This window comes from Modestobacter altitudinis, from assembly GCF_005930475.1.
Lineage (GTDB): Bacteria > Actinomycetota > Actinomycetes > Mycobacteriales > Geodermatophilaceae > Modestobacter > Modestobacter altitudinis.
In genome coordinates, this window is record NZ_SJEW01000082.1 from 1 (window position 1) to 21,990 (window position 21,990).

Genomic DNA, 21,990 nt, shown 5'->3' on the forward strand with positions numbered 1-21,990 from the left:
TATGCGATCGTCGGCAGCGTCAGATGTGTATAAGAGACAGGGTCCAGGGCGTGCAGCGGGCCAACGAGGTACTCGCCCGGGCCGGTCGCGCGGTGGTGGAGGAACTCGAGTTCGTCGACCGGTACGGCAGCCAGGTCGAGCGGATCAGGTGGACACTAGACCGGCTGGCGACCCGATCGACCCTGGCCGGCGCTGCCCAGGCCGTCGTGCTCGACGGCGACGTGGCCGAGAGGAAGGGACGCCGCGCGGGCACACAACCCCCCGAGTACGACAGCGGTCGCTGGGAGCACCTGTCGGTCGACACCTCGGACGTCACGTCGGGTGACGACGACGCGCGGCGGCTCACCTACCGGTTCGCCAGGAACCGGGCCGCGACCGGGCAGACGCCCCGTCGTATCGACCGCTCCGTCGTCCAGGGCGTGCTGCGCGAGGCCGCGGCCCACCCGGCCCGGAGCGTCGAGCTCGGGCGCGTCCTGTTCGAGGAGCTGCTCCCCTTCGAGCTGAAGGAGGAGCTCTCGCGCACGGACAACCTCGTCCTGCAGCTGGACGAGCAGACCGCTGACCTGCCGTGGGAACTCCTGGGGGACCGACTAGCGGGGGGCGAGCCGCTGGCGTGCCGGGTGGGACTGCTGCGCCAGCTGCGGGAACAGACCGTCCTGGTCCGTCCGAATAGCAGCGTCCCCGACACCGCACTCGTCATCGGCGACCCACCCACGCACCTCCCCCGGCTGCCGAGCGCCCGCTCGGAGGCGCGGGACGTCGCCGCGCTCCTGCGTGGACAGGGCATCGACGTGGCGACCGTGGAGTTCCCGGCCGAGGCGGTGGGCAGCTCCTCGACCGCCAACGCCGTCCGCAGGGAGTTCTGGGCCCGGGACCACCGGGTGGTCCACATCGCAGCGCACGGCCTCTACCGTGTGCCCGAGTCCGGGGACGTCGCGGGTGCCTCGGGGGACGTCGCGGGTGGTGTCCTCATCGGTCCTCGGACCTATCTGACCGCGGACGACTTCCGGAATCTGCGGGCAACACCGGACCTGGTGTTCCTCAACTGCTGCCACCTCGGCCGCGTGCGTGCCGGGGAGGCGCCGACGGACACCGGCCTGCTCGATGACGTCGACCAGCACGTGGTCGCCGCGAGCCTGGCCTCCGCGCTGATGCGTATCGGGGTCAAGGCGGTCGTGGTCGCCGGGTGGCAGGTCGACGACCAGGTCGCCTCGCGCTTCGCTGACGAGCTCTACCGGCGGCTGACCGAGGGCGTGCCGTACGGGGAGTCGGTCAAGCAGGCGCGCATGGCCTGCTACGAGTCGGGTGAAGGCTCCGACAACACGTGGGCTGCTTATCAATGCTACGGCGACCCCGCCTTCCGGCTGCGGCGCAAACGGGACAGCGCCCGCACGGGGGTCCTCGGCGAGGTGCCGATGCGCTCGGTCGCGCTCCGGCTCCTCGAAGACCTCCGTCTGCGCAGCACCGAGGCCTCCGACCAGCAGGGATTCGCCGGGGCTCTCCGGGCGCTCGAGGAGCAGGTGTGCCGCCGGTGGCCGGAGGACGGCGAGCTCCTCACCGCGGTGGCAGAGGCCTGGGCCATCCTCGGGGACTACGAGCGGGCGATCGAGCGCTACGCCCAGGCGGTCCGGGCCGAGGAGGGCTCCGCGCCGCTGAGCGCCGTCGAGCGGCTCAGCAACCTCAGCTCACGGCGCGCGCTGGACCTGCACCGTGCTGACCCGGAGGGACGGCGCTCCGAGGTCACGGAGCTGACTGCCGAAGCCGACCGCTGGATGGACGTACTCCGCAGCCTCGGCCGGGACACCGCAGAACGCCGCGCCCTCGACAGCGGGAGCTACAAGCGGCTGGCGATCCTCCACCCGGAGAAGCGCGGGGCGTACCTGCAGCAGGCGATCGGGTGCTACGTCGCGGCGGCCCTGGGCAAGCCGGACGAGCTCTACGGTTTCCGCAACGCGCTCCAGCTGGCGGCCCTGCGGGAGGACAGCGTCCCCGCCGCACTCGAGCCGTTGCTCCTCGACGACGCGTGGGTCGCCGACTGGGCGGCCGACGTCCTGGGGCCGCGGTCGGCTGACGGCTTCTGGGGTCGTGTGGGGAGCTCGGACAGCCGGCTCACCGCTGCCCTCCTGACATCCGGGTCGGCTCTGGCTGAGCGGCTGGTCGGGCTCCTAGGAGACGGGGAGGCGGCGCAGGAGACGAGGCGCTTGATCGACGCCGACCTCGCGGAGGAGGTCGAGGCGCTGGCGGCCTCCTACGAGCGGGTTCGCGTCGGCGGGTTCGAGATGCTGCACTGGCGCTCGACGGCCGAGCACGTGGCCGACCTCGCCGACCTGGCGGACGCGGCCAGGCTCAAGATCGCGGAACCCCTGCGCCGGCTGGCCGGTCGCCTGCAACGCGTCGGCCCGTGAGCCCCGGTGCGGGCGGAGCCGGGCAGCGGGAGGCCCGGTGCCCCTGCGCTGCTTAGGCCTGGTGCAGCAGCCCCTCGATGCGGTCGACCAGCTGCTGACGGAGCTCGTCCGCGTCCAGCGTCCCGTCCTCGTAGCGCGGAACGTGGAGGATCCGCTCGGAGGCGAAGTCGAAGGGCGCGGGCGGGGATCCCGCCTCGCGGACGGGGATCCAGCCACAGGGCTCTCCCTCGTTACCGTCGATCTCCGACGTCCGGGCGTGGAGCATCCCCGCCTCGAAGACGACGTTGGGGTTGTCGACGAACGCGTGCTGCCCGCCGCCCGTCTCGGCCGGCTCGGAGAGGTAGCAGATGCCGAACCTCGACCTCGCGACCTCGCGTGCGATGTGGGTGTTGATGTTCCCCGGCTCGTGGACCTTGGCCCAGTCGGTGAACTCGACCTGCTTGCCGTACTGGTGCAGCACCTGCTGGATGACGACCCGCACCTTGCTGTCCGCGCGGTGCGAGTAGGCGACGAAGAAGTGCGGCTTGGTGAGCTTCGGGAACCGTGCGGACTCCAGGCTGTCCCTGAGCTCGTCGAGGGCGGACGAGGTCATCCGTGACTGGGTCCGGTTCGTCTCGTAGAGCTCCATCAGGATCGAGAGCCACCGAGCAGCCGCAGCTCCTCCTTGGCCACGTCCGTGATCGCGATGGTGGAGGCGGACTCGAAGTAGAAGACGCCCAACGGCTGCTTGCGGCGCAGCGGCACCACGACCAGCGTGCGCGTGTCCTCGTTCTGCGCCATCGGGCTGTAGGACGTCGGCAGATCGCCGAGCCGAGACCACTCGTCGTTGATCGCTCGCCCCTGGCCGAGCGGTGAGTCGTCTCCGCTAACGGCCCACAACGGTCGTCGTTGGCCGTAGGCCGCCGTGACCATGTTCGTGTAGACGCCGGGTTCGGTCTCCACCGGCCAGGCGTTGGCGCTGTCCAGACTGCTCCAGGACATGCTCAGGCCGCGCCTGCCACCGACCGTCTGTTCCCGCATGAGCTCGAAGTACTGCGCCCCCAGGTCCTTCTCAACATAGCGGACGATCAGCTTGCGCACGCCGTCGAAGGTGGCGTCGTCGACGATGTCGACCGCTCGGGCGAAGCTGCGGAGCTGGCCGGCGAAGGTGGTGGGCATCTCGGCCTCCGGGTGCAGTGGCCCGCTCGAGGACCGGGCGGTGAGACCGACGGCGACGCGACGCTACCCGGGCGGTGTCACCCCGGCGTCACCGTGCGCGCCGCTGCGGCCGATGGGCGCGATGAGCCGGAACCGCGGGTCGGGTGGCCGCACTCCGAGCTGCCGGATCATGTCGGCCGTCCCACCGGGGCCGTCGCCGCACTGGCCGTCCCACACGGCGATCACGTGCGGACGGGGATCGATCGACCGGGCCGCCTCGATCATCCGGTCGTTCGCCCGCGCGAACGCGTCCCCGGCCCCGTGGCCGTCTTCGTCGCCGACCACGTGCACCTCGGCGAGCCGGGCCAGGCGCGCGAAGCGGGCCGCCCAGTCCGTCCCGGGGACGTCGACCGACCGCCGGACGAACTCCTCCAGGGGAAACGCCAGGCACAACACGATCCGCGCGCCGCGGGCGTGCCCCTCCTCGGCGATGATCAGATCGGCCCCGCGGGCCCCGCCGGAGACCACAGTGCTGGCTGGACCGACCTCCCAGTCCGCCAGGACAGCCCGCACCTCCGCGGCCACCCGGGGAATCTCCGCAGAGGGGAACCGCGGTAGGGGGCGGTCGGGCAGGTCCACCATGTGGCCGAGGGCGAGCACGGCAGCGGGGGCGGTCATGACATCAGCCTGGGCCCCCGGTCACCGCTGTGGAAGGAGACGGCGTGCGCCACGGCTCCGGCGTCGGAGGGGAAGTCCGCCGCTCATGGCCACCACGGCGTGCCCGGCCCCGGTGCCAGCGACGGCCGGCACCGCGGCGCTGATGGCGGCGGCCATGATGCTGCCCTCGGTGCTCCCCACGGCCCGGGCGGTGGCGCTGACCAGCCGATGGCACCGACGGCACCACGCGCAGCTGGCGTTCGTCGGCTCCTACCTGGCCGTCTGGACCGCCGTCGGCGTCGCCGCGCACGTCCTTGTCGTGCTGTTGGGGGCCGGTGGGTCGGTAGCTGAGCCCGCCGCGCTGGTCGGTGCTGCGGCCTGGGAGCTGTCGCACCGGAAGCTGCGGTCCCTGCGGGCCTGCCATCGGCTGTCCGTCACCGGCAACGACGGGTGGCGGGCGGACCTGGCCTGCGCCCGCGCCGGGCTGGGCCATGCGCGTGCCTGTGCCGGGGCCTGCTGGGCGCTCATGGCAACGCCGCTCGTGGTCCCGGCCGGCACCCTCTTGGTGATGGTGGTGGCCACGGCGGTGGTCTGGGGGGAGGTGCTCAGCGCTGGCCCGCGGCTCGCAACACCGGTCGCCGCGACCCTGTTCGCCGCGGCCGTCGTCCTCGCCATCGCCTGACCCGGGAGGTCCACGGGTGACGCCGAGGTGACAGCCCGCTCGCAGGCTCCTGCCCGTGGCGGGTTTCGGTGGTGTCGCAGCGGTCGGCAAGAGCTTCGAGGCCGTACTCAACGCTGGTTACGCGGCGACTCAGCCGATCGCCGGCAGCTCGACGCGTGCGCGACTGGTGAGCACCGACGACCTGGACCCCCCGGCGCCGGCGATCACCCGGCCGGGACTGTCGGTGCTCCTCTACCGGGTCGACTTCAACAAGACGCTGCGGGCCGCCTGGGCGGCCGCCGGGGCGGTCGACGGCGCGGCACGCCTGCCCCTTGACCTTCACTACCTGCTGACCGCCTGGGGTGACAACCCCGAGCACGAGCACCGGATCATCGGCCGGACGCTGCAGGTACTCGAGTCGCTGGGCGGGTTCAGCGGCCCCCTGCTGCAGCCCGGCGGCGAGTGGTCGGTGACGGACTCGGTGCAGCTCTATCTCGAGGACATGCCCACCGAGGACCTCATGCGGACCTTCGACAGCCTGCAGTGCGAGTTCCGGCTGAGCATCCCCTACATCGCCCGGGTGGTGGTGATCTCCACGGCCGGCACCTCCGGCGGCCCGGTGCTGACCTCGGTGCGGGGCGCCCGGACGGGGGTGGACGGGTGAACACGTTCCTCGCCTCCGGCTGGGACGAGCGCCTGGTCCGCCTCCGGCTGGGGATCCAGCCGGTCGACGCCGTCACCCCGGTGCCCGGGCCGCTGGGTGCGCCGGCCGGCATCACCGTCCACCTGGAGACCGTGCCGCGGCCGCACCCGGTGCCCCCGCCGTCGGCAGACCCGCGCCGACCGGGTGAGGCCGTGGGCCTGCCGACGCTGCGCCGCAGCCCGACCGGACGGTTCGCGGTGCTGGTCGGCTCCCGGGTGACCGACGGCCCTGCCCGGCTCGACGTGCGGATCGTCGACGGCTCCCGGCGCCACGTCCCACGCCGGCTCTCCGTGCCGGCGCCGGACGTGGCGGCCATCGTGGCCGCCGACCAGGGCCCGTCACCGGAGCGGACCTGCCTGCCGGCGCTGTTCCCCGGAGCGGCCTACGGCGTGCACCCCGGCGCCACGGCCGTCCGCGGTCGGGTGGTGTGGTCGTCCGACCGCGCCCCGGTGCAGTGGGCCCGCGTGGAGGCCCGCATCGCCGGCGCCCCGGCGGTGTCCTGGCGAGCACACGGGGACGACCGCGGGGAGTTCCTGCTGCTGGTGGGTGCGCTGGACCGCCAGCAGGCCATCGCGCTCACCGGCACGCTCGACCTGGACGTGACCGTGCGGGCCAGGCCCCGGCCGACCGACCAGGAGCCCGTCGACTCGCCGACCGGCTCGCGGGCCGACCCGCTCTGGCACCTGCCCGTCGAGCAGGTCGGCCGGCTCGCGCCCGACGACCCGACGACCGCCGGGACGGCCGTACCTCCTGGCTACACGGTCACCCTCACCCGCCCCGTCACGTGCCGACGCGGGGCCGTCGTCCGGCCCGACCCGTTCGCGCTGCCCTGACCCGTCGACAGACCTGAGAGGCGACCATGCCCGAGTACCTCGCACCCGGCGTCTTCGTGGAAGAGGTCAGCTACCGCTCGAAGTCCATCGCCGGGGTGGCCACGTCGACGACCGGCTTCTGCGGCCGGACGCACTACGGCCCGGTGCAGCACCAGGACGGGCCCAGCACGACCGGCCCGCGGCTGGTGACCAGCTACGCGGAGTACGAGCGCGTGTACGGTCCGCTGCAGCCCTACGACGACGGCGGCCTGCCCTACGTCGCGCACGCTGCCCGCGCCTACTTCCTCAACGGCGGTCGCCGGCTGTACGTCTCCCGGGTCTACGAGCCGCTCACCCTGGGCAGCGGAGTGGCCCAGGCCACGGTCGCGGTGCCCTCGCCGACCCCGTCGGTCGGCCGGTTCCGCGCCCGGTGGCCCGGAGCAGCCGGCAACGTCGCGGTGACGGTGACGGCGACCCGGGCAGGGGACGTCGGGATCCACCTACCCGGCCAGACGGCGCAGGCCAAGGGCGTCGGCCCCGGCACGGTCCTGGAGGTGGTGCCCCCCGGTTCGATGCCGACCTCCGCGGCGCCCATCGACCCGGCGCGGCTGCGCATCGTGCAGCCACTGCCCGGCGGGCCGCGCGGCGCCCAGACGTTCGTGGACTCCGCCGGCAACGTGGCCCCGCCCGGCATCGACGAGCTGCTGCTGCCCATCGAGGTCACCGTGACCGTCGCGGTCGACGACGACCGGGTCGACGTCTACCCGCGGCTGGGCCTGGCTCCCGAGGCGAGGCGGGCCCTTGACCGGGTGCTCGACCGCGACGACCCGCAGGACGAGGACTGCCTCGTCTGGTTCGACTACGACTGGTCGGCCCCGTCGGCCAGCCCCATCTGGCTGCTGCGCGGACTGGTCGGTGACGCCGAGCCGAGCCGGACGTTCCGGCTCACCGGCGGCGACGACGGGGCTCCGCTCTCCCCCGACGGCCTGCTCGGGGAGGAGGCGGCACCGGACGACGCCACCCGGCGGGCCACCGGCCTGGCCGCCCTCGCCGAGGTCGACGACATCGCGATCGTCGCCGCCCCCGACGCCGGGGCGATCCAGGACCCGGACGCACGGTTCGTGGCCACCCAGAACCTGATCCGGCACGCCGAGGCCACCCGCTACCGGATCGCGGTCGTCGACGGCCCCGCGAACGCGTCGATCAACGAGATCCGCGCGTTCCGCGGCAACTTCGACTCCAAGTACGCCGCGCTCTACCACCCGTGGATCGAGGTGCTCGACCCCAACGGCCCGGTCGCCGCCGGCGTGCCCACCCGGAAGCTGCTGCTGCCCCCCTCGGGCTTCGTCACCGGCATCTACGCCCGCAACGACATCAGCCGGGGCGTGTACAAGGCACCGGCCAACGAGGTGGTGTTCGGCCTCACCCGGTTCGAGTCGACGATCAACCAGGGCCGCAACGAGGTCCTGAACCCGGAGAACATCAACGCCCTGAGGTTCTTCCCCGGCCGCGGCAACCGGGTCTGGGGCGCCCGCACCCTGAGCTCGGACCCCGAGTGGCTGTACGTGAACGTGCGGCGGCTGTTCATCTTCCTGGAGCACTCGATCGACCTGGCCACCCAGTGGGCGGTCTTCGAGCCCAACGGCGAGGCGCTCTGGCGCAACATCACCCGGACCGTCGAGGACTTCCTCGACGTCCAGTGGCGCACCGGCGCACTGCTGGGGTCGACCCCGGAGCAGGCCTACTTCGTGCGCTGCGACCGCTCGACGATGAGCCAGAACGACCTGGACAACGGCCGGCTCATCTGCCTCATCGGCGTCGCGCCGGTGAAGCCGGCTGAGTTCGTCATCTTCCGCATCGGCCAGTTCACCGCCGACGCCCGCGGCTGATCGACACCGGAGAGGACCAGCTCATGCCCGCGATCCTGCGCGACAACCCGTACGGCGCGTTCAAGTTCAACGTCGAGTTCGGGCCGGTCACCGGCGGTGGCCCGATCCGGGGCGGCTTCTCCGACGTCTCCGGGCTCGGCAGCGAGATCAACTACTCCGAGTACCGCGAGGGCACCGACCTGACCAACACCGTCCGCAAGGTGCCCAACACCTTCAAGCTGGACGAGGTCACCCTCAAGCGGGGCCTGATCGGGTCCACCGAGATCTTCGCCTGGATCAAGGCCGTGCGGGAGGGGCAGTACCAGCCGCGCTCGGTCACGATCGTCCTGCTCGACGAGGCGGGCGATCCGGTGCTCGAGATCGTGCTGACCCGGGCGCAGCCGAAGAAGTGGATAGGCCCCACCCTCGCCGCGAAGGGCGGCGGCGAGGTGGCCATGGAGGAGCTGCACCTCGTGCACGAGGGGCTCGAGTACCAGTGATGCCCGACGGCATCGCGCTGGGTGCGCCGGGTGTGTACATCGCACCCCCGGTCCCGCAGCCGCGCACGGCCACGGAGCCGATGGACGTCGCGGCGTTCGTCGGCGTGGCACCCCGTGGACCGGCCTACGAGCCGGCCGACGACCCCTCCCTGCTGCGTGAGGGGGCGCGCTTCGTGCCGTCCGTCGCCGTCCCGGTCGACAGCTGGGACGCCTACCTGGAGGCCTTCGGCGGCTTCTCCGGGCCGGGGCTGCTCCCGCACGCCGTGGCCGCCTACTTCGGCCAGGGCGGCCGGCGGGCCTACGTGCTGCGCATCGTGCACCGGCCGGGCGGCCCGCCGGTCGCCGAGCCGCCCGGGTGTGCTCGGTACCGGCTGCCCAACGGCCTGCTGCTGCGCGCCCGCAACGAGGGCAGCTGGGGTGACCGGCTGACCGTCCAGCTGCGCTTCGTCACCCGGGTGCTCGCCGCGAGCGTGCGCCCCCTCGGGCGGGGACCGGACACCGCCGGCCCCGGCCTCCTCCTGCAGCCGGGGGCGGTCGTGCCGGTCGGGAGCCTGCTGCGGATCCGGCCCGCCGGTCGCGCACCGGGGGACGACGCCACACCCGACGCCGTGCTCTGCACCGTGACGGAACTGGTGCGGGTCGGTCGGCCAGACGCGGTCGGCAGCGACCTGGTGGCCCGGCTCGACCGCGTGCCACCGGCGCCGGGCCCGCTGGGGGAGCAGCCGGTCGTCGAGCTGGTCGAGGGGGAGCTGACCGTCGTCGACCACGATCCGGAGCGGCCGCGGGCCGAGGGATTCCCCGGGCTCGGGCTGCGGACCGCCCACCCCCGCTCGCTGCACGCGGTGCTGCTGCGGGAGTCCCGGCTCCTGGCGCCGGTGGACGACGACGGCGCTGCCGGTGCCGGTGACGTGTCGGTCCCGGTCGACCTGCCCGCACTCGCGGCCGGGTCGCCGGAGTGCTGCGGGGAGGACCGGTGGCACCTGGTCACCGAGCAGGACCTCTTCGGCGCAGCCTCGGGGGAGGAGACCGCGGCGACCGAGGGCATCGAGGTGCTGGCCGGCGTGCCGGAGGTCGCCACGCTCGTCGTCCCGGACCTCTACGCCCTGCCGGTGCACGTGACCGCGACGTCGATCGAGGTGGGTGCCGGCTCCCCGGCCTTCCGCTCGTGCCGTCCGGCGCCCACTGGCACCCGGCTGGCCGCCGGCGCCGCCCGGCCGCTGGAGCTCCTGGTCCTCGACGTCACCGACCCCGACCAGCTGCAGCAGGTGGTCACCCGGCAGCGCCGCCTGGTCGAGGTGGCCGAGCGGACGCAGGTGGTGGCGCTGCTCGACGTCCCTCCCGGCCTGCGGACCGCCCAGGTGCTGCGCTGGCGGTCCTGGTTCGACTCGTCCTGCGCCGCGGCGTACCACCCCTGGCTGCGGGCCCCCGGCCCCGTGCCCGGGGGCCCGCTCGTCGACGTCCCGCCCTCCGCGGTCGCCGCGGGGGTCATCGCCCGCTGCGAGCTGCGGGACGGGATCAGCCGGGGACCGGGGAACGAACGCGCCGTCGGCGTGGTCGACCTCGCCGACCTGGTCGACGACGCCGCGCACGCCGAGCTGCACCGGCTGGGTGTCGACGTCTTCCGCCTCCGGCCGGACGGCGTGTGGCTGACCGGCGCCCGGACCCTCTCCGGCGACCCGGCCCTGCGCCAGCTCACCGTCCGCCGGCTGCTGCTGATGCTCGTCCGGGTGCTGCGCCGCCAGCTGGCCTGGACGGTCTTCGAGCCCGGCGGCGGCGCGCTCCGGGCGGGGCTGCGCCGCCACCTGGAGCAGGTGCTCCGCGACCTGGCCGACGACGGCGCCTTCGCGGGTGCGACGCCGGAGGAGTCCTGGTTCCTGCTCGTCGGCCGGCCGGACGAGGAGGGTCCGGGCCGGCTCGTGGTGCAGGTGGGCGTGGCACCTGCGGAGCCCATGGAGTTCGTCGTCGTGCGCGTCGTCCTGGACGCCGAGGGGGCCATCGAGGCCGGTCTCGACGTCGGCGCGGCCCGGGTCACGGCCGTGGGGGGTGCGCGGTGAGTGAGCTGTTCGCGCGCACCTTCCGGTTCCGCGTCACCCTGTCGCCGTCCCCGCCGGTCCCGCCCGCGCCCGGCAGCCGCCCGGCTCCGGCCGCGGGCCCGCCGCTGGGCAACGGCGCCTTCCAGGAGTGCTCAGGACTGGACCTGGAGATGGACATCGGCGAGTACGTCGAGGGGGGTCGCAACAACGGCGTCATCCAGCGCGCCGGCCGGGCGAAGGTGGCGCGCATCGTCCTGCGCCGGGGCATGTTCCACCCGGCCGGGGGCACCGTGGACACCGCGCTGTGGCGGTGGTTCCAGGACGTCGTCGACGGGGTGCGCCCGCTGCGGCGCTACGACGGCACCGTCGAGGTGCTGGACGAGGACCGCGAGGCCGTCGCCACCTGGACCTTCGCCCGCGGCCTCCCGGTCAAGGTGATCGGCCCACAGCTCAACGCGCGGACCGGGGAGGTCGCCGTCGAGGAACTGCAGATCGCCCACGAGGGCCTCCGCCTGGAGGTGTCCTGATGGAGTTCGTGAAGGCGCGCATCGAGGAGGTGACGACCGCGGCCGGCGCACCGCCCACCCCGGTGGGGGAGCCGGTCGAGGTGCAGGTGAACCCGGCGACCCTGCGGCTGCAGATGGCCAGCACGGTGGACTTCGGCAAGGACACCGGCCGGCAGAAGGTCCAGTACCAGGGCTCGACGTCGACGCTGTCGTTCGACCTGGTCTTCGACACCGCCGACGAAGGCACGTCCGACGCGCCGGTGGACGTGCGCACCCGCACCCGCCAGCTGGAGCGCTTCGTGCTGCCGGCGATGAAGCACGCCAAGGCCGTCCCGCCTCGGCTCCAGTTCACCTACGGGTCCTTCTCGGTGGTCGGCGTGATGACCGCCCTGAACCAGGACTTCGACTTCTTCGCCGCCAACGGGGTCCCGCTGCGGGCCAAGTGCGCGGTCACGATCAAGGAGCAGAAGCCGGAGTTCGACGCCACGCGCGTCGGGCCGGGGGCGAACACCGGGGCCGGCGCGACCCCGCCGGTGCCGCCGGGACCGCCCGGCGCGGGCGGCGGGCCGGGCAGCGGGGCACGGCCGCCCGGCCCGCCGCCGGACCGCACCGGCACGGCCCTGGCGGGGGAGAGCGCGCCGGACTTCGCCGGCCGGATGGGCCTGGACCCCCGGGCGTGGAAGGGCCTGCAGGGCATCACCGACCCGCTGCGGCTGGCCGCCGGACTGCAGGTCGACTTCGCCGCGTCGCTGTCGGCGGCCGCCGGGCTGGGCGCGCAGGCGGGCGGGGCCGGGCTCGTGCCCGGCGCGCCGCCCGGGGCGCCCGGCCGGCCGGCCGGTGCACCGACGGCTGCGGTGCCGTCGACGGTCACCGTCGACGGGCCGGCGCTGGCTGCGGCCGGCGGGCTCACCGCCGTCCTGGACCGGACGGCCGCGGCCAACGCGGGCGCGGCGGCGGGCGCCACCCGGGCGGGGTTCTCCGCCGGCCCGGACCCGGCCGCGCCGGCCGCGCCCACCGCCCTGTCCGCTCCGGGAGCAGCGGTGACGGCCCGGCCGAGCGCCGACCCACGGTCGCTGGCGTACGGCTTCGGCGTCCCGCTCCGGCCCCGGGTCGCCGCCGGGCAGGCCGCGCAGCCCGGTCTGGTCACCGCCGGGACCGGACGACGCCCCTCCGGCGACCCCGGGCCGGAGCGGGACCACCCGGTCGCCGGTGCCGGCGGCCGCCCGCCGGAGACCGACGACCCGACCGTGCCGGGCTGGCGTGCCCTGCCGCTGTCGGCCCGCGCCGCGCTCCGGGCCACGACCGCCTCCTGGGGGTGCTCACCGTGACCGTGCACGTGGGCGAGGTGAGCAGCGAGGTGGACGTGCAGGGCATGGGCAGCCCGGGCACCGCCGCCGCGCAGGCTCCCCGGCCCAAGCCGTGGGACGAGCAGCAGCGGCACCGCGAGCTCGCCGAGGAGCACCTGCACGACCGCGCGCGCACCGCCGGGGGTGGCTTCGATGGCTGACCCGGTGTTCGCCTCGGCAGCGCCGGTGCTGACCGTCGCCGGCCGGCGGCAGCCCGAGCTCGCCCGGGACCTGGTGCGGCTCGACGTGGAGGAGGACGTGGAGGGGCTGCGCACGCTCACCGCGCACCTGCTCGCCGCGGCTCCGCGTCAGCGCCCGACCACCGACGTCGTCGAACACCTCGACGGCGACGTCCTGGACTTCGGTCGGCGGCTCCAGGTCTCCCTGGGTCCGCCCGGCAACGAGCGCATCGTCTTCACCGGCACGGTCTCGGCGCTGGAGGTGCACTTCACCGAGGGCGACGTGCCCGTCGTCCGGGTGTTCGCCGAGGACGACCTGATGAGGCTGCGGTTCAGCCAGCGCAGCTTCACCTACCGGCGCTCCTCCGACGCCGACGTCGCCGCCGCCGTGGCACGCCGGCACGGGCTCAGCCCCCAGGTCGACGCCGCCGGACCGACGTACGCGCTGGTCCAGCAGGTCAACCAGAACGACCTGACGTTCCTGCGCGAGCGCGCCCGCCGGATCCAGGCGGAGGTGTGGGCGGGCGACGGGGTGCTGCACCTGGCCACCCGCGACCGCCGCCCGGGGACCGCGGTGACGCTCACCCGGGGCAGCGACCTGATCGACGTCGCCGCGCGCGCCGACCTCTCCGAGCAGTGCACCGCCGTGCACGTCTCCGGCTACGACGCCACCACCCGCTCGGCGATCGAGACGGTGGCACCGGGCTCGACCGTGGAGGCCGAGAGCACCGGCGGACGCACCGGGCCGCAGACCCTGCGCGCGGCGTTCGGGGTGCTCCCCGGTCGACGCGTCCGGGACGTCCCGATGGTCGAGGCCGAGGCCCGGGCGGTCGCCCGGGCGGAGATGCTGCGCCGGTCGCGGCGGTTCGTGCAGTTGCGGGGGACCACCACCGGCACGCCGCAGCTCGTCGTCGGCAGCCGGGTGACCCTGGCCCGCTGCGGGCGGCCCTTCGACGGCGGCGGCTACTACGTCACCCGCCTGCACCACAGCTACGACCTGACCCGCGGCCTGCGTACCCGGTTCGCAGCCGAGCGACCGACCGTCAACACCCGCTGACCGGAGGACGACATGATCGACGGCACAGGACACCCTCCACACTGGACGGGTTCGAGCTTCTTCGGGCTCTACCCGGCGCTGGTCACCGACATCGTCGACCCCGACCGCCTGGCCCGGGTCGAGGTCCGGTTCCCGTGGCTGGGCGACGGCGGGTCCGACGTCCGGGCCTGGGCCACCCTGCTGACCCCGTACGCCGACGACGACCAGGGGTTCGTCGCGCTGCCGGCCGTCGGCACCCAGGTCGTCGTCGGGTTCGAGGCCGGGGACCTCGGCCGGCCCTACGTCGTCGGCTCCTGCTGGAACGGGCGGGAGATGATGCCGGTGACGCCCACCCGGCCCAACGACAAGCGGGTGCTGAAGTCCCGCTCCGGAGCGGTGCTGGAGTTCGACGACAGCGCGGTCGCGCCGAAGGTCACCCTCTCAAGCCGGGACGGGCACCGGGTCGTGCTGGACGACGGTGCCCGGACCCTGCAGGTCACCCATGCCGACGGCTCGACGGTGACCCTTAGCGCGAGCGGCCAGATCTCGCTGCGGGCCAACGCCACGGTCGAGGTGACCGCGTGCGCGCTCAACGTGCACGCGGCCACGGCGGTGTTCGACGGGATGGTCTCCTGCACCAACCTGGTGGCCTCGGTGGGCGTCGTCTCGCCCAGCTACACACCAGGCGCGGGGAACGTCTGGTGACCGCGGTGGAGACCCGGGTCGGGCACGAATGGCGGATCGTGGCGCCCTGGTGGCACTGGCCGCTGCTCGACGGCGAGCCGGCTCCCGGACCGGCGGAGGTCCGGCGCGCGGTGCGGGTCAGCGCGCCGGTGCTGCAGAAGTACGACGGCCCGGACCTGGTCAACGTCTTCCTCGACGACCCCCAGCGCCGGCTGGACCTCCGCGACGACACCGACCGGGTCGCCACGGTGACGGCGAGCGGGCCGGGGGCGCTGCCCACCCGAGTGGTCACCGGCGGCACGCGCAAGCTCTACCTCGCCTCGCACCATCGGCACTACCTCGTCGTGTGCTCCCTGCACTGCGACACGGCCGGCTTCCCGCGCGCCCGGCGCGACGACGTCTGCCAGGCCGGCTTCGTCGTCCGCCGGCGGAAGGGGGACATCCCGGGGGGTCCCGGCGGGCCGGCGGCCCGGGCCCTGCGGGAGTGGGCCGCCGTTCAGCGCAAGCGCCAGGGGGTCGAGCAGCGGCTGCGGACGGCGGGCCCGCTGCGGCGGGTCGCGCTCGAGCGCCGGTTGGCGGCGCTGAGCGGCACCGAGGCTGCGGCGCTCCAGGCGGTCCGGGCGCACGCCACCGCAGCGCGCGCGTCGGGCCCGATCCGCGAGTTGCACGGCTGGGTGCCCGTCGGGGTGGACGGCGGCGGGGCGCCGGTCCCGATGTCCGAGGGCTCCGGTGCGCGGACCCCGTTGACCGGCGTCGGGTGCTGGCAGCCAGTGGAGGAGATGCCGGCCGAGGTGACCGAGGCGGCCTTCCCGCTGACCGCGCTGGTGCCCGACCGCACCCGGCCGGACCACCCCGCCGCGGGCGAGACGCTCTACTTCGGCGTGGTGCCCACCGGGTCCGCCGACGTCGACACCACTGGGGCGGCCCGGTTCGACGACCAGCAGGAGTACGAGATCCGCTGCTTCTGCCGCCGGCACCGAGCCGAGTGCCCGCAGGATGGGGCCCACTGCAGCTGCCCGGTCACCTGGTCCGAGCCCACCGAGCACTACCGGCTGGCGGGCCACTTCGACCTCGAGGGCACCGCCAACCGGCCGGTCACGGTGCAGCTGCCGGACCTGCGCCAGCTGCAGGCCGACGCACTGCGGCTGGGGCCGGGCGGCGCCGGTGGCGTGCGGTTCAGCTCTCCGCCGCGTTCCGAGCTGGCCTTCACCACCGACGACCTGACGGCCAGCAGGTCGCCCTCGGCGATGGGCAACAGCGGCGCCCAGATCTGCTCGTTCGCGATCCCGCTGATCACCATCGTGGCGTTCTTCGTGCTGCAGCTGTTCCTGCCGATCGTCATCTTCGTCTTCCAGCTGTGGTTTCTGCTGATGCTGCGCTTCTGCCTCCCGCCGGACGCGGAGATCGGTGGCGGTCTGCTCGCCGACTTCGAGGCGCTCGGCGGCGGGCTGGACATCGACGCCGGCGTGGCCGCCTCGGTGGTCGCCCGCCCGACCTTCAAGGCGGCGCTCGCGGCGCTGCTCGCCGGCTCCCGGCCCGGCGGCAAGCGGCTGGACGTCGAGCTGGCGAACGCCGTCTCGCTGCCCGCGCCGGACACCCTGGACGAGCGGTCCCTGGCCGCGATCGCCCGGGGTGCCCTCGCCCAGACGCCGCCACCGGACACTCCCCGGCCCTTCGCCCGGCAGGTCACCCGCGCGGAGGTGGTGCAGCCGTGACCACAGCTGCCGACCGGCTCGGGCGAGGATGGGCGTTCCCGCCCGCTCCCGACCTCACGGGCGGGCTGGCCTTCGCGTCCGGGCCGGCGCTGGTCCGCCAGTCCGTCCTGCTCATCCTGCTCACCGAGCCGGGCGAGCGGGTGATGCGACCGGAGTTCGGCTGCCCGCTGCGGCGTCACCTCATGGAGCCGAACAACCCGACGACGCGCGCGGCCATCGCCCGGGACGTCGACGCCGCGCTGCGCACCTGGGAGCCGCGGATCGACCTCGGTGCGGTCGACGTGGTGCCGTCCGAGGACCCGGCCACCGTGCTGGTCACCATCAGCTACACCCACCTCCGCACCCAGACCCCCGACGGTCTGCAGGTGCCGCTGACCCTCGCGGGAGGGTGATGTGACCGTGCCCTTCCCGGTCCTCGACGACCGCGACTACGACCAGCTGCTGGCCGAGCTGCGCGCGCGCATCCCGGTCTACACCCCGGAGTGGAGCGACCTGGGGCCCAGCGACCCCGGCATCACGCTGCTGGAGCTGGTCGCCCACCTCGGGGAGACCCTGCTGTTCCGGTTCAACCAGATCCCGGACCAGACCCGGCTGTGGTTGCTCCGGCTGCTGCAGGTGCCGCCGTACCCGCCCCGGCGGGCCACCGGTCTGGTCACGTTCACCGCGGACCGGGGCGGGGAGGAGCCGGCCGAGGTGCCGCAGGGCTCGGTGGTCACGGCCGGGTCGGTGCCCTTCCGGGTCGGCAACGACGTGACCGTGCTGCCGGTGACGGTGACCGCCGTGGTCAAGGGGATCGCGGCGTTCCCCACCGATCCCGTCCTCACCGACGAGTTCCACCGGGTGCTGGACGCCGCCGGCCTGGACGAGGACACCGCCCGCCCCTACGAGGAGCTGGTGCTCCGCCCCGCCCCCACGGCCGCCGGGCGGGAGCTGTTGGACGTCAGCTCGGCGGTGGACCGCTGCCTGTGGCTCGCCGTGCACGCGCCGGAGGGCGCACCCGGCACCGTCGAGGACCAGCTCCGTGCCTTGCTCGGCCCGGACCGGCCGCTGGCGCGCAGGCCACTGGTGCTCGGCTTCGGCACCGCAGACGAGCGGCCCACGATCGACGACGTCGACCCGTGTCCCGGCGTGGATCCGGACCCCGGCGTCGCCGGGCTGGCGCCGCGCGCCGAGCGTCCCGGCGGTACGGCGGACAGGGTCGACTCGAGCCTCGTCTGGCAGGTGTCGTCGGTCACCGGCGCCCACCTGCCGGTCGGCGTCGTCCGGGACACCACCGACGGTCTGCGGCGCAGTGGCGTCGTCGGCCTGCAACTGCCCCCCACTCGGCTCGCCGAGGTCGGGGTGACCGAGCTGGACGACCCGGACATGGCAGGGGTGGGCGACGCCCCGCCGGTCCTCGCCGGCCGGCCGCCGGTGCTGTTCTGGCTCCGGGCCTTCCCCCGCCAGGGCGTCCCGGAGGTCGGCGGCCTGCGGTGGGTCGGGGTCAACGCGGCGGAGATCGAGCAGGTCGCCGAGGCACCGGCGGAGCTGGTGGGTACCGGCCAGGGGATCAGCCATCAGGAGCTGGTCCTGGCCAGCACCCCGGTCGTCCCCGGCTCGCTGCGCGTCGAGGTCTGCGAGGACGGCGACCAGTGGATCCCCTGGGACGTGGTCGAGTCGCTCACGGCGAGCTCGCCGGGCGACCGGGCGCTGCTGCTGGACCCGGGCGCCGGGCGGCTGGAGTGCGGGGACAGCGTCCGCGGCCGGGTGCTGCCGGCCGGCGCGCCGGTGCGCGCGGTGGGCTACCGGCACGGCGGTGGCCGGCAGGGCAACGTCACCGCCGCGGCCGTCGACCGGCTCGTCGATGTCCCCGGCGTCACGGTCACCAACCCGCTGCCCACTGCCGGTGGGGAGGAGGCCGAGACCCTCACCCGGGCGCTGGAGCGGATCCCCGGGGAGCTGAGCCGGCACGACCGTGCGGTGGTGCCGGCGGACTTCCGTGAGCTGGCGACCGTGCCGGGCGTCGGCCGCGCCGAGTGCCTGCCGCGCTTCCACCCGCCCACCCGGAGCACCGACGCGGCCGGCGTCGTCACCGTCGTCGTCTGGCCCAGCGAGGACCCGCAGCACCCGGACGCGCCCTCCGCCGACGCGACCCTGCTGCGCGCGGTGTGCTCCCGGCTCGACGAGCGGCGCCTGGTCACCACCGAGCTGTACGTGGTGCCGCCCACCTACCACCCGGTGGCGGTGTCGGTGGGGCTGGCGGTGCACCGCGGCTACAGCGAGATCGGGGTGCGCCGCTGGGTCGAGCTGGTGGTGCGCCAGTACCTCTCGCCACTGCCGCCGTTCGGACCGGAGGGCCGCGGCTGGCCGCTGGGGCGCCGCGTGCACGGCCCCGAGCTGGAGGCGGCGGTGCTCCAGGTGGAGGGTGTGGAGTTCATCGAGGAGCTGCTCGTCGCCGACCTGTCCGGGGCCGTCCCGGTCCCGGGCACGGTGGTGCTGGCCGGCTGGGAGGTCCCCGAGCTGCGGGAGTTGACCGTGGTCCTGGGCACCCCACCGCCGGCCGGTGGCGGCGGACCGGGTCCGCTGCCGCCTGCGTCCCCGACCGCGCCGGCCCGGGTGCCGGTGCCTGTCCCGGTGCCGAGGGACGAGTGCTGATGACCGCGATCCCGTCCAGCCCGTCATCGGACCGGGCCGCCGTGCGGCGCACCGCACCCGTGGTGGGCCGTGACTGGGACCGGTGCGCGCACCGGGGCACCGTCGTCGACGTCCGGACGGCGGAGGTGCTGCTCGAGCCCCGGCCGGCCGCGCCACCGCCACCCTGGCCTCTGCCCGGCGGACGGGAGACGCGGCCGGACCACGCGTGCGCGCCCGGCTCCGCCGTCGAGCTCGAGCCTGCCCCGCCGGTCGAGCCGGCCGGGCTCGGGTTCGACCAGCGCGGGTGCCTGTTCCACGGCGTGCCCGAGCGTGGCCAGGTCCAGCGGTTGCCGTGGCCGGCCCGGGGGGAACCGGTCGACCTGCTGGCCGGTCCGCCGCCGGTCTCGGTGCCGGCGCCCGGGGGAGTGGGCTTCGTCCCGGTGGGCGGCGACCCCCGGCGTCCGCTGCGGGCGTGGGCGCTGGCCGCGGACCGCGACGAGCACCTCTTCGTCCTGGACGGCGCCGGCGGCACCGTCCAGGTGCTCGACCTGGCCGACGGGCACCTGGTGCGCACCGTCGGCTTCGCGTCGACGCCTCTGGACCTCGCGGTCGACGCGACCGGCCGGCGCGACGCCTCGGTGCTGGTGCTGACCGCCTCGCGCGCCCGACCGCTGGTGCGGCTGACGGTGCTGTCGGCCGTCGTGGAGCAGGCCCTGCCGGCGGGCGCGCTCGCCGGGGTGCCGGCCGGGGCGCGGCCGGCCCGGCTGGCCGTCGCCCCTGACGGCACCCCGTGGCTGCTGCTGCGCGACGGCCCGGACGCGTGGGTCGTCGCCGTCGGGTCGTCCCGGTCACCGTCGCCGCTGCACGTGCCGGGCGGCACCGACCTGGAGTTCGACGGGGACGGGCGGCTGGTCGTCGCAGGCCCGCCGGGCTCCGGGCTGCTCACCTGGAACGTGGGCGGTGACGCGCCCGTCCCGGCGGTGCCGCTGCTCGCCCGCGGGTACGACGGCCGGGGCCTGGCGCGCACGCCCGACGGACGGGTCGGGTACTGGACCGGCACCGCGTTCCGGGCTGCCGTCGCGGAGCGGGTCCGCTACTCCTCCTCGGGCACCGTCGACACCCGGCCGCTGGACAGCCGCGGTCACGGTCAGCAGTGGGGGCGCGTGTTCGTCGAGGCCTGCGTGCCGCCGGACACGCGGCTGCTGCTCGGCGCCGCCACCGACGACGAGCTCGTCGACCCGCCGCCGGCCGGGCTGGCGCAGCTGCTCCCGCTGCACCGCCGGGAGACCGGCCGCGAGCTGGCGTGGTCCCCGCTCCCACCCGGGGACCGGTATGCCGTCTACGAGGCCCCGGTGGCCGCTCCACCCGGGCGCTACCTGTGGCTGCGGCTGCAGCTCACCGGGCCGGGGTGCACCACGCCGCGGGTGCGGGCCGTCCGCGCGGAGTTCCCCGGCCACGGACTCGTGGAGAAGCTGCCGGGCGCCTACCGCCGGGACCCGGTCGCCACGGGGTTCCTGCGCCGGTACCTCGCGCTCCTGGACGGTCAGCTGACCGACATGGAGAGCCGCTCGGTGCGCCGGGACCTGCTGCTGGACCCGTGGAGCGCCCCACCCGAGCTGCTGGACTGGCTCGCGTCCCTGGTCGGCCTCACCCTCGACGCCCGCTGGACCGAGCGGGCGCGCCGGACGGTCCTGGCCGAGGCGGGCTGGCTGTTCCACCGCCGCGGCACGCCCGGCGGTCTCCGCCGGCTGCTGGAGATCTACCTGGGCGCCCCCGTGGTCGTGCTGGAGGGCTTCCGGCTCCGCGCCGCCGGGGGGCGGGTCGGCGGCGGCGAGGGGGCGTCGGAGCCGACCGCGGTGGTCGGTGGCGGGTCGCGGGTCGGTGGCGCCGCGACGGCGGTGGATGGGCCGGCCGAGGACCGCCCGGCGGACCCCTTCCGTGCCGCAGCCCACCGGTTCAGCGTGCTGATCACCCGCGAGGTCGCCGACGAGGAGCTCGTCGTCGTCCGGGACCTGCTCGACCTGGAGCGTCCCGCGCACACAATCGTCGACATCTGCACCGTCGGTTCCGGGATGCGGGTGGGCATCGGGCTGCACCTGGAGCTGTCGACCATCGTCGGCCCGGGATCGGGCGTGCGGCCGCTGCGTGTCGGCCGGGACGGCGCCCTCGGCGGGGACGGCGTGGTCGGACGCGGCCGGGCCGGGATCCGGGCTGGCGGCACCCGGCTGGGCGACGCGACGGTGGTGGACACGTGAACGCCGACACCGTCGGGCGGCTGGCGGTCACCTGGCACCCGGACGCCGATGCCGAACCCACCGAACGGGCCCGCCTGGACCGCCTGGCCGGCGCACTGGCCGACGGCGGACTGCCCGACGGCCTCGGTCCGCCGACCGACCGGGACGTGCAGGTCTGCGTCCGCCGGGTGCGCCTGCCCCGGCACCGCATGCCGTGGGACGCCGCAGACGACCAGCTGGTGGCCGGCTGGGCCCGGGTCGTCGAGCGTGCGGTCGCCGACGCCGTGTCCGGCGGTGGGCCCGAGGTGGTGCGCTACCGCAGCCGCACCCAGGCCCGGCACGACCTGGTCACCTCGGTCCTGCGGCACGACCGCGCCCGTGCGTGGGCCTGGCAGCTCCTCGACCTCTGGCCGCGCGACGTCAACCCGGCCGATCCGGCCGCCGTCCTGGGCGCCGCGCTGGTGGAGCTCGGCCGGGAGGAGCCGGCCGCCGTGGTGGGGCTGCTGGTGGCCGTGACGTCGGCCGGGGAGCTGGCCCACCTCTGCGCCACGGCCGGGGACGAGCTGCTGGTCGCGCTCGTCCACACGGCGTGGCAGGCCGCCGGTGGGCGGGCCGAGGACCTCCCGGACGTCGTCCGGCCGGCCGCGGCCTCGGCCGCGACCCCCGCCGAGGGCAGCGGCACGGCACGTGGCCCGGACGGCGTCGGCGGGGAGCTGCCGTCGACGGTGCTCCGCCGCTCGGTCATCGCCCGTGCCCTGTGCGCGGCCGCACTGCCGCTGTCGGCGCGCGCCCGGGGGGCACTGTGGGCGGCCGCGGTGCTGGAGGCGGAGCCGGCCCTGGCCGCGGCTCCGGTGGGCGCCGCGCTGGTCGCCGACCTGATCGCCCCGCCCCCGTCCCGCCG

At 75.2% G+C, this 21,990-nt stretch carries 20 protein-coding genes; 17 read left to right on the plus strand and 3 right to left on the minus strand.

Features of this window, described 5'->3' with window-relative positions:
• The first annotated feature begins 50 nt into the window (after positions 1-50).
• The gene (locus tag FHL79_RS21710; RefSeq protein WP_171058285.1) at positions 51-2,405 is read left to right on the plus strand and encodes a CHAT domain-containing protein; all 2,355 of its coding nucleotides are present in this window, start codon (positions 51-53) and stop codon (positions 2,403-2,405) included.
• Between the two features lie 52 nt (positions 2,406-2,457).
• Here FHL79_RS21710 and FHL79_RS21715 read toward each other — a convergent pair whose 3' ends face one another.
• From FHL79_RS21715 to FHL79_RS25255, 3 genes are all read right to left on the minus strand, one after another.
• Positions 2,458-2,997: a TIR domain-containing protein gene (locus FHL79_RS21715; RefSeq protein ID WP_138760642.1), complete on the minus strand. Its 540-nt coding sequence runs from the start codon at positions 2,995-2,997 to the stop codon at positions 2,458-2,460.
• 35 nt (positions 2,998-3,032) lie between these two features.
• A complete protein-coding gene (locus FHL79_RS21720; protein ID WP_138760643.1) occupies positions 3,033-3,563 on the minus strand; it encodes a GAF domain-containing protein in 531 nt (176 codons plus the stop codon).
• 63 nt (positions 3,564-3,626) lie between these two features.
• On the minus strand, positions 3,627-4,220 hold the full coding sequence (locus FHL79_RS25255) for a hypothetical protein (protein ID WP_171058286.1): 594 nt from the start codon (positions 4,218-4,220) through the stop codon (positions 3,627-3,629).
• An 85-nt stretch (positions 4,221-4,305) separates the two neighbouring features.
• On the opposite strand from FHL79_RS25255, the gene FHL79_RS25260 reads away from it, so the two are divergent.
• The 16 genes from FHL79_RS25260 to FHL79_RS21800 all read left to right on the plus strand — a co-directional run.
• Positions 4,306-4,881 carry a copper chaperone gene (locus FHL79_RS25260; protein WP_171058287.1) on the plus strand — a complete coding sequence of 192 codons (576 nt, stop codon included), beginning with the start codon at positions 4,306-4,308 and terminating at the stop codon, positions 4,879-4,881.
• Between the two features lie 55 nt (positions 4,882-4,936).
• Complete coding sequence (locus FHL79_RS21730; protein ID WP_138760645.1) at positions 4,937-5,524, plus strand: Pvc16 family protein; 588 nt, start codon at positions 4,937-4,939, stop codon at positions 5,522-5,524.
• Positions 5,521-6,396 carry a hypothetical protein gene (locus FHL79_RS21735; RefSeq protein ID WP_138760646.1) on the plus strand — a complete coding sequence of 292 codons (876 nt, stop codon included), beginning with the start codon at positions 5,521-5,523 and terminating at the stop codon, positions 6,394-6,396. The genes FHL79_RS21730 and FHL79_RS21735 overlap by 4 nt, the downstream gene beginning before the upstream one ends.
• A gap of 26 nt (positions 6,397-6,422) precedes the next feature.
• A complete protein-coding gene (locus tag FHL79_RS21740) occupies positions 6,423-8,264 on the plus strand; it encodes a phage tail sheath family protein (RefSeq protein ID WP_138760647.1) in 1,842 nt (613 codons plus the stop codon).
• Positions 8,265-8,287: 23 nt separating this feature from the next.
• Positions 8,288-8,743, plus strand: a complete 456-nt coding sequence (locus FHL79_RS21745) for a phage tail protein (RefSeq protein WP_138760648.1) — start codon at positions 8,288-8,290, stop codon at positions 8,741-8,743.
• On the plus strand, positions 8,743-10,797 hold the full coding sequence (locus FHL79_RS21750) for a phage tail sheath C-terminal domain-containing protein (RefSeq protein ID WP_138760649.1): 2,055 nt from the start codon (positions 8,743-8,745) through the stop codon (positions 10,795-10,797). Before FHL79_RS21745 ends, FHL79_RS21750 begins: the two co-directional genes overlap by 1 nt.
• Positions 10,794-11,303, plus strand: a complete 510-nt coding sequence (locus FHL79_RS21755) for a phage tail protein (RefSeq protein ID WP_138760650.1) — start codon at positions 10,794-10,796, stop codon at positions 11,301-11,303. The genes FHL79_RS21750 and FHL79_RS21755 overlap by 4 nt, the downstream gene beginning before the upstream one ends.
• Positions 11,303-12,610 carry a CIS tube protein gene (locus FHL79_RS21760; RefSeq protein WP_138760651.1) on the plus strand — a complete coding sequence of 436 codons (1,308 nt, stop codon included), beginning with the start codon at positions 11,303-11,305 and terminating at the stop codon, positions 12,608-12,610. Before FHL79_RS21755 ends, FHL79_RS21760 begins: the two co-directional genes overlap by 1 nt.
• Positions 12,607-12,789, plus strand: coding sequence for a hypothetical protein (locus FHL79_RS21765; protein ID WP_138760652.1), 183 nt, complete (start codon positions 12,607-12,609; stop codon positions 12,787-12,789). Before FHL79_RS21760 ends, FHL79_RS21765 begins: the two co-directional genes overlap by 4 nt.
• Positions 12,782-13,864 (plus strand): phage late control D family protein, encoded by a 1,083-nt coding sequence (locus FHL79_RS21770; RefSeq protein ID WP_138760653.1) that lies wholly within the window; start codon positions 12,782-12,784, stop codon positions 13,862-13,864. Before FHL79_RS21765 ends, FHL79_RS21770 begins: the two co-directional genes overlap by 8 nt.
• Positions 13,865-13,876: 12 nt before the next feature.
• Positions 13,877-14,548, plus strand: coding sequence for a phage baseplate assembly protein V (locus tag FHL79_RS21775; RefSeq protein WP_138760654.1), 672 nt, complete (start codon positions 13,877-13,879; stop codon positions 14,546-14,548).
• Positions 14,545-16,242, plus strand: a complete 1,698-nt coding sequence (locus FHL79_RS21780; RefSeq protein ID WP_138760655.1) for a hypothetical protein — start codon at positions 14,545-14,547, stop codon at positions 16,240-16,242. Before FHL79_RS21775 ends, FHL79_RS21780 begins: the two co-directional genes overlap by 4 nt.
• Positions 16,239-16,634 (plus strand): GPW/gp25 family protein, encoded by a 396-nt coding sequence (locus FHL79_RS25595; protein WP_138760656.1) that lies wholly within the window; start codon positions 16,239-16,241, stop codon positions 16,632-16,634. Before FHL79_RS21780 ends, FHL79_RS25595 begins: the two co-directional genes overlap by 4 nt.
• 1 nt (position 16,635) lies before the next feature.
• A complete protein-coding gene (locus tag FHL79_RS21790) occupies positions 16,636-18,876 on the plus strand; it encodes a putative baseplate assembly protein (RefSeq protein ID WP_138760657.1) in 2,241 nt (746 codons plus the stop codon).
• The gene (locus FHL79_RS21795; protein ID WP_138760658.1) at positions 18,876-21,110 is read left to right on the plus strand and encodes a phage tail protein; all 2,235 of its coding nucleotides are present in this window, start codon (positions 18,876-18,878) and stop codon (positions 21,108-21,110) included. Before FHL79_RS21790 ends, FHL79_RS21795 begins: the two co-directional genes overlap by 1 nt.
• On the plus strand, positions 21,107-21,990 hold an 884-nt coding region (locus tag FHL79_RS21800), incomplete at its 3' end, for a hypothetical protein (RefSeq protein ID WP_218938563.1). The genes FHL79_RS21795 and FHL79_RS21800, both read left to right, overlap by 4 nt.

Bases quoted from the DNA above. Each gene is read 5' to 3' on its own strand.
- FHL79_RS25260 (WP_171058287.1), top strand. From the start codon at position 4,306: ATGGCCACCACGGCGTGCCCGGCCCCGGTGCCAGCGACGGCCGGCACC.
- FHL79_RS21770 (WP_138760653.1), top strand. From the start codon at position 12,782: ATGGCTGACCCGGTGTTCGCCTCGGCAGCGCCGGTGCTGACCGTCGCC.
- FHL79_RS21715 (WP_138760642.1), bottom strand. From the start codon at position 2,997: ATGACCTCGTCCGCCCTCGACGAGCTCAGGGACAGCCTGGAGTCCGCA.
- FHL79_RS21775 (WP_138760654.1), top strand. From the start codon at position 13,877: ATGATCGACGGCACAGGACACCCTCCACACTGGACGGGTTCGAGCTTC.
- FHL79_RS21750 (WP_138760649.1), top strand. From the start codon at position 8,743: ATGCCCGACGGCATCGCGCTGGGTGCGCCGGGTGTGTACATCGCACCC.
- FHL79_RS21740 (WP_138760647.1), top strand. From the start codon at position 6,423: ATGCCCGAGTACCTCGCACCCGGCGTCTTCGTGGAAGAGGTCAGCTAC.
- FHL79_RS25255 (WP_171058286.1), bottom strand. From the start codon at position 4,220: ATGACCGCCCCCGCTGCCGTGCTCGCCCTCGGCCACATGGTGGACCTG.
- FHL79_RS21760 (WP_138760651.1), top strand. From the start codon at position 11,303: ATGGAGTTCGTGAAGGCGCGCATCGAGGAGGTGACGACCGCGGCCGGC.
- FHL79_RS21745 (WP_138760648.1), top strand. From the start codon at position 8,288: ATGCCCGCGATCCTGCGCGACAACCCGTACGGCGCGTTCAAGTTCAAC.
- FHL79_RS21795 (WP_138760658.1), top strand. From the start codon at position 18,876: ATGACCGCGATCCCGTCCAGCCCGTCATCGGACCGGGCCGCCGTGCGG.
- FHL79_RS21720 (WP_138760643.1), bottom strand. From the start codon at position 3,563: ATGCCCACCACCTTCGCCGGCCAGCTCCGCAGCTTCGCCCGAGCGGTC.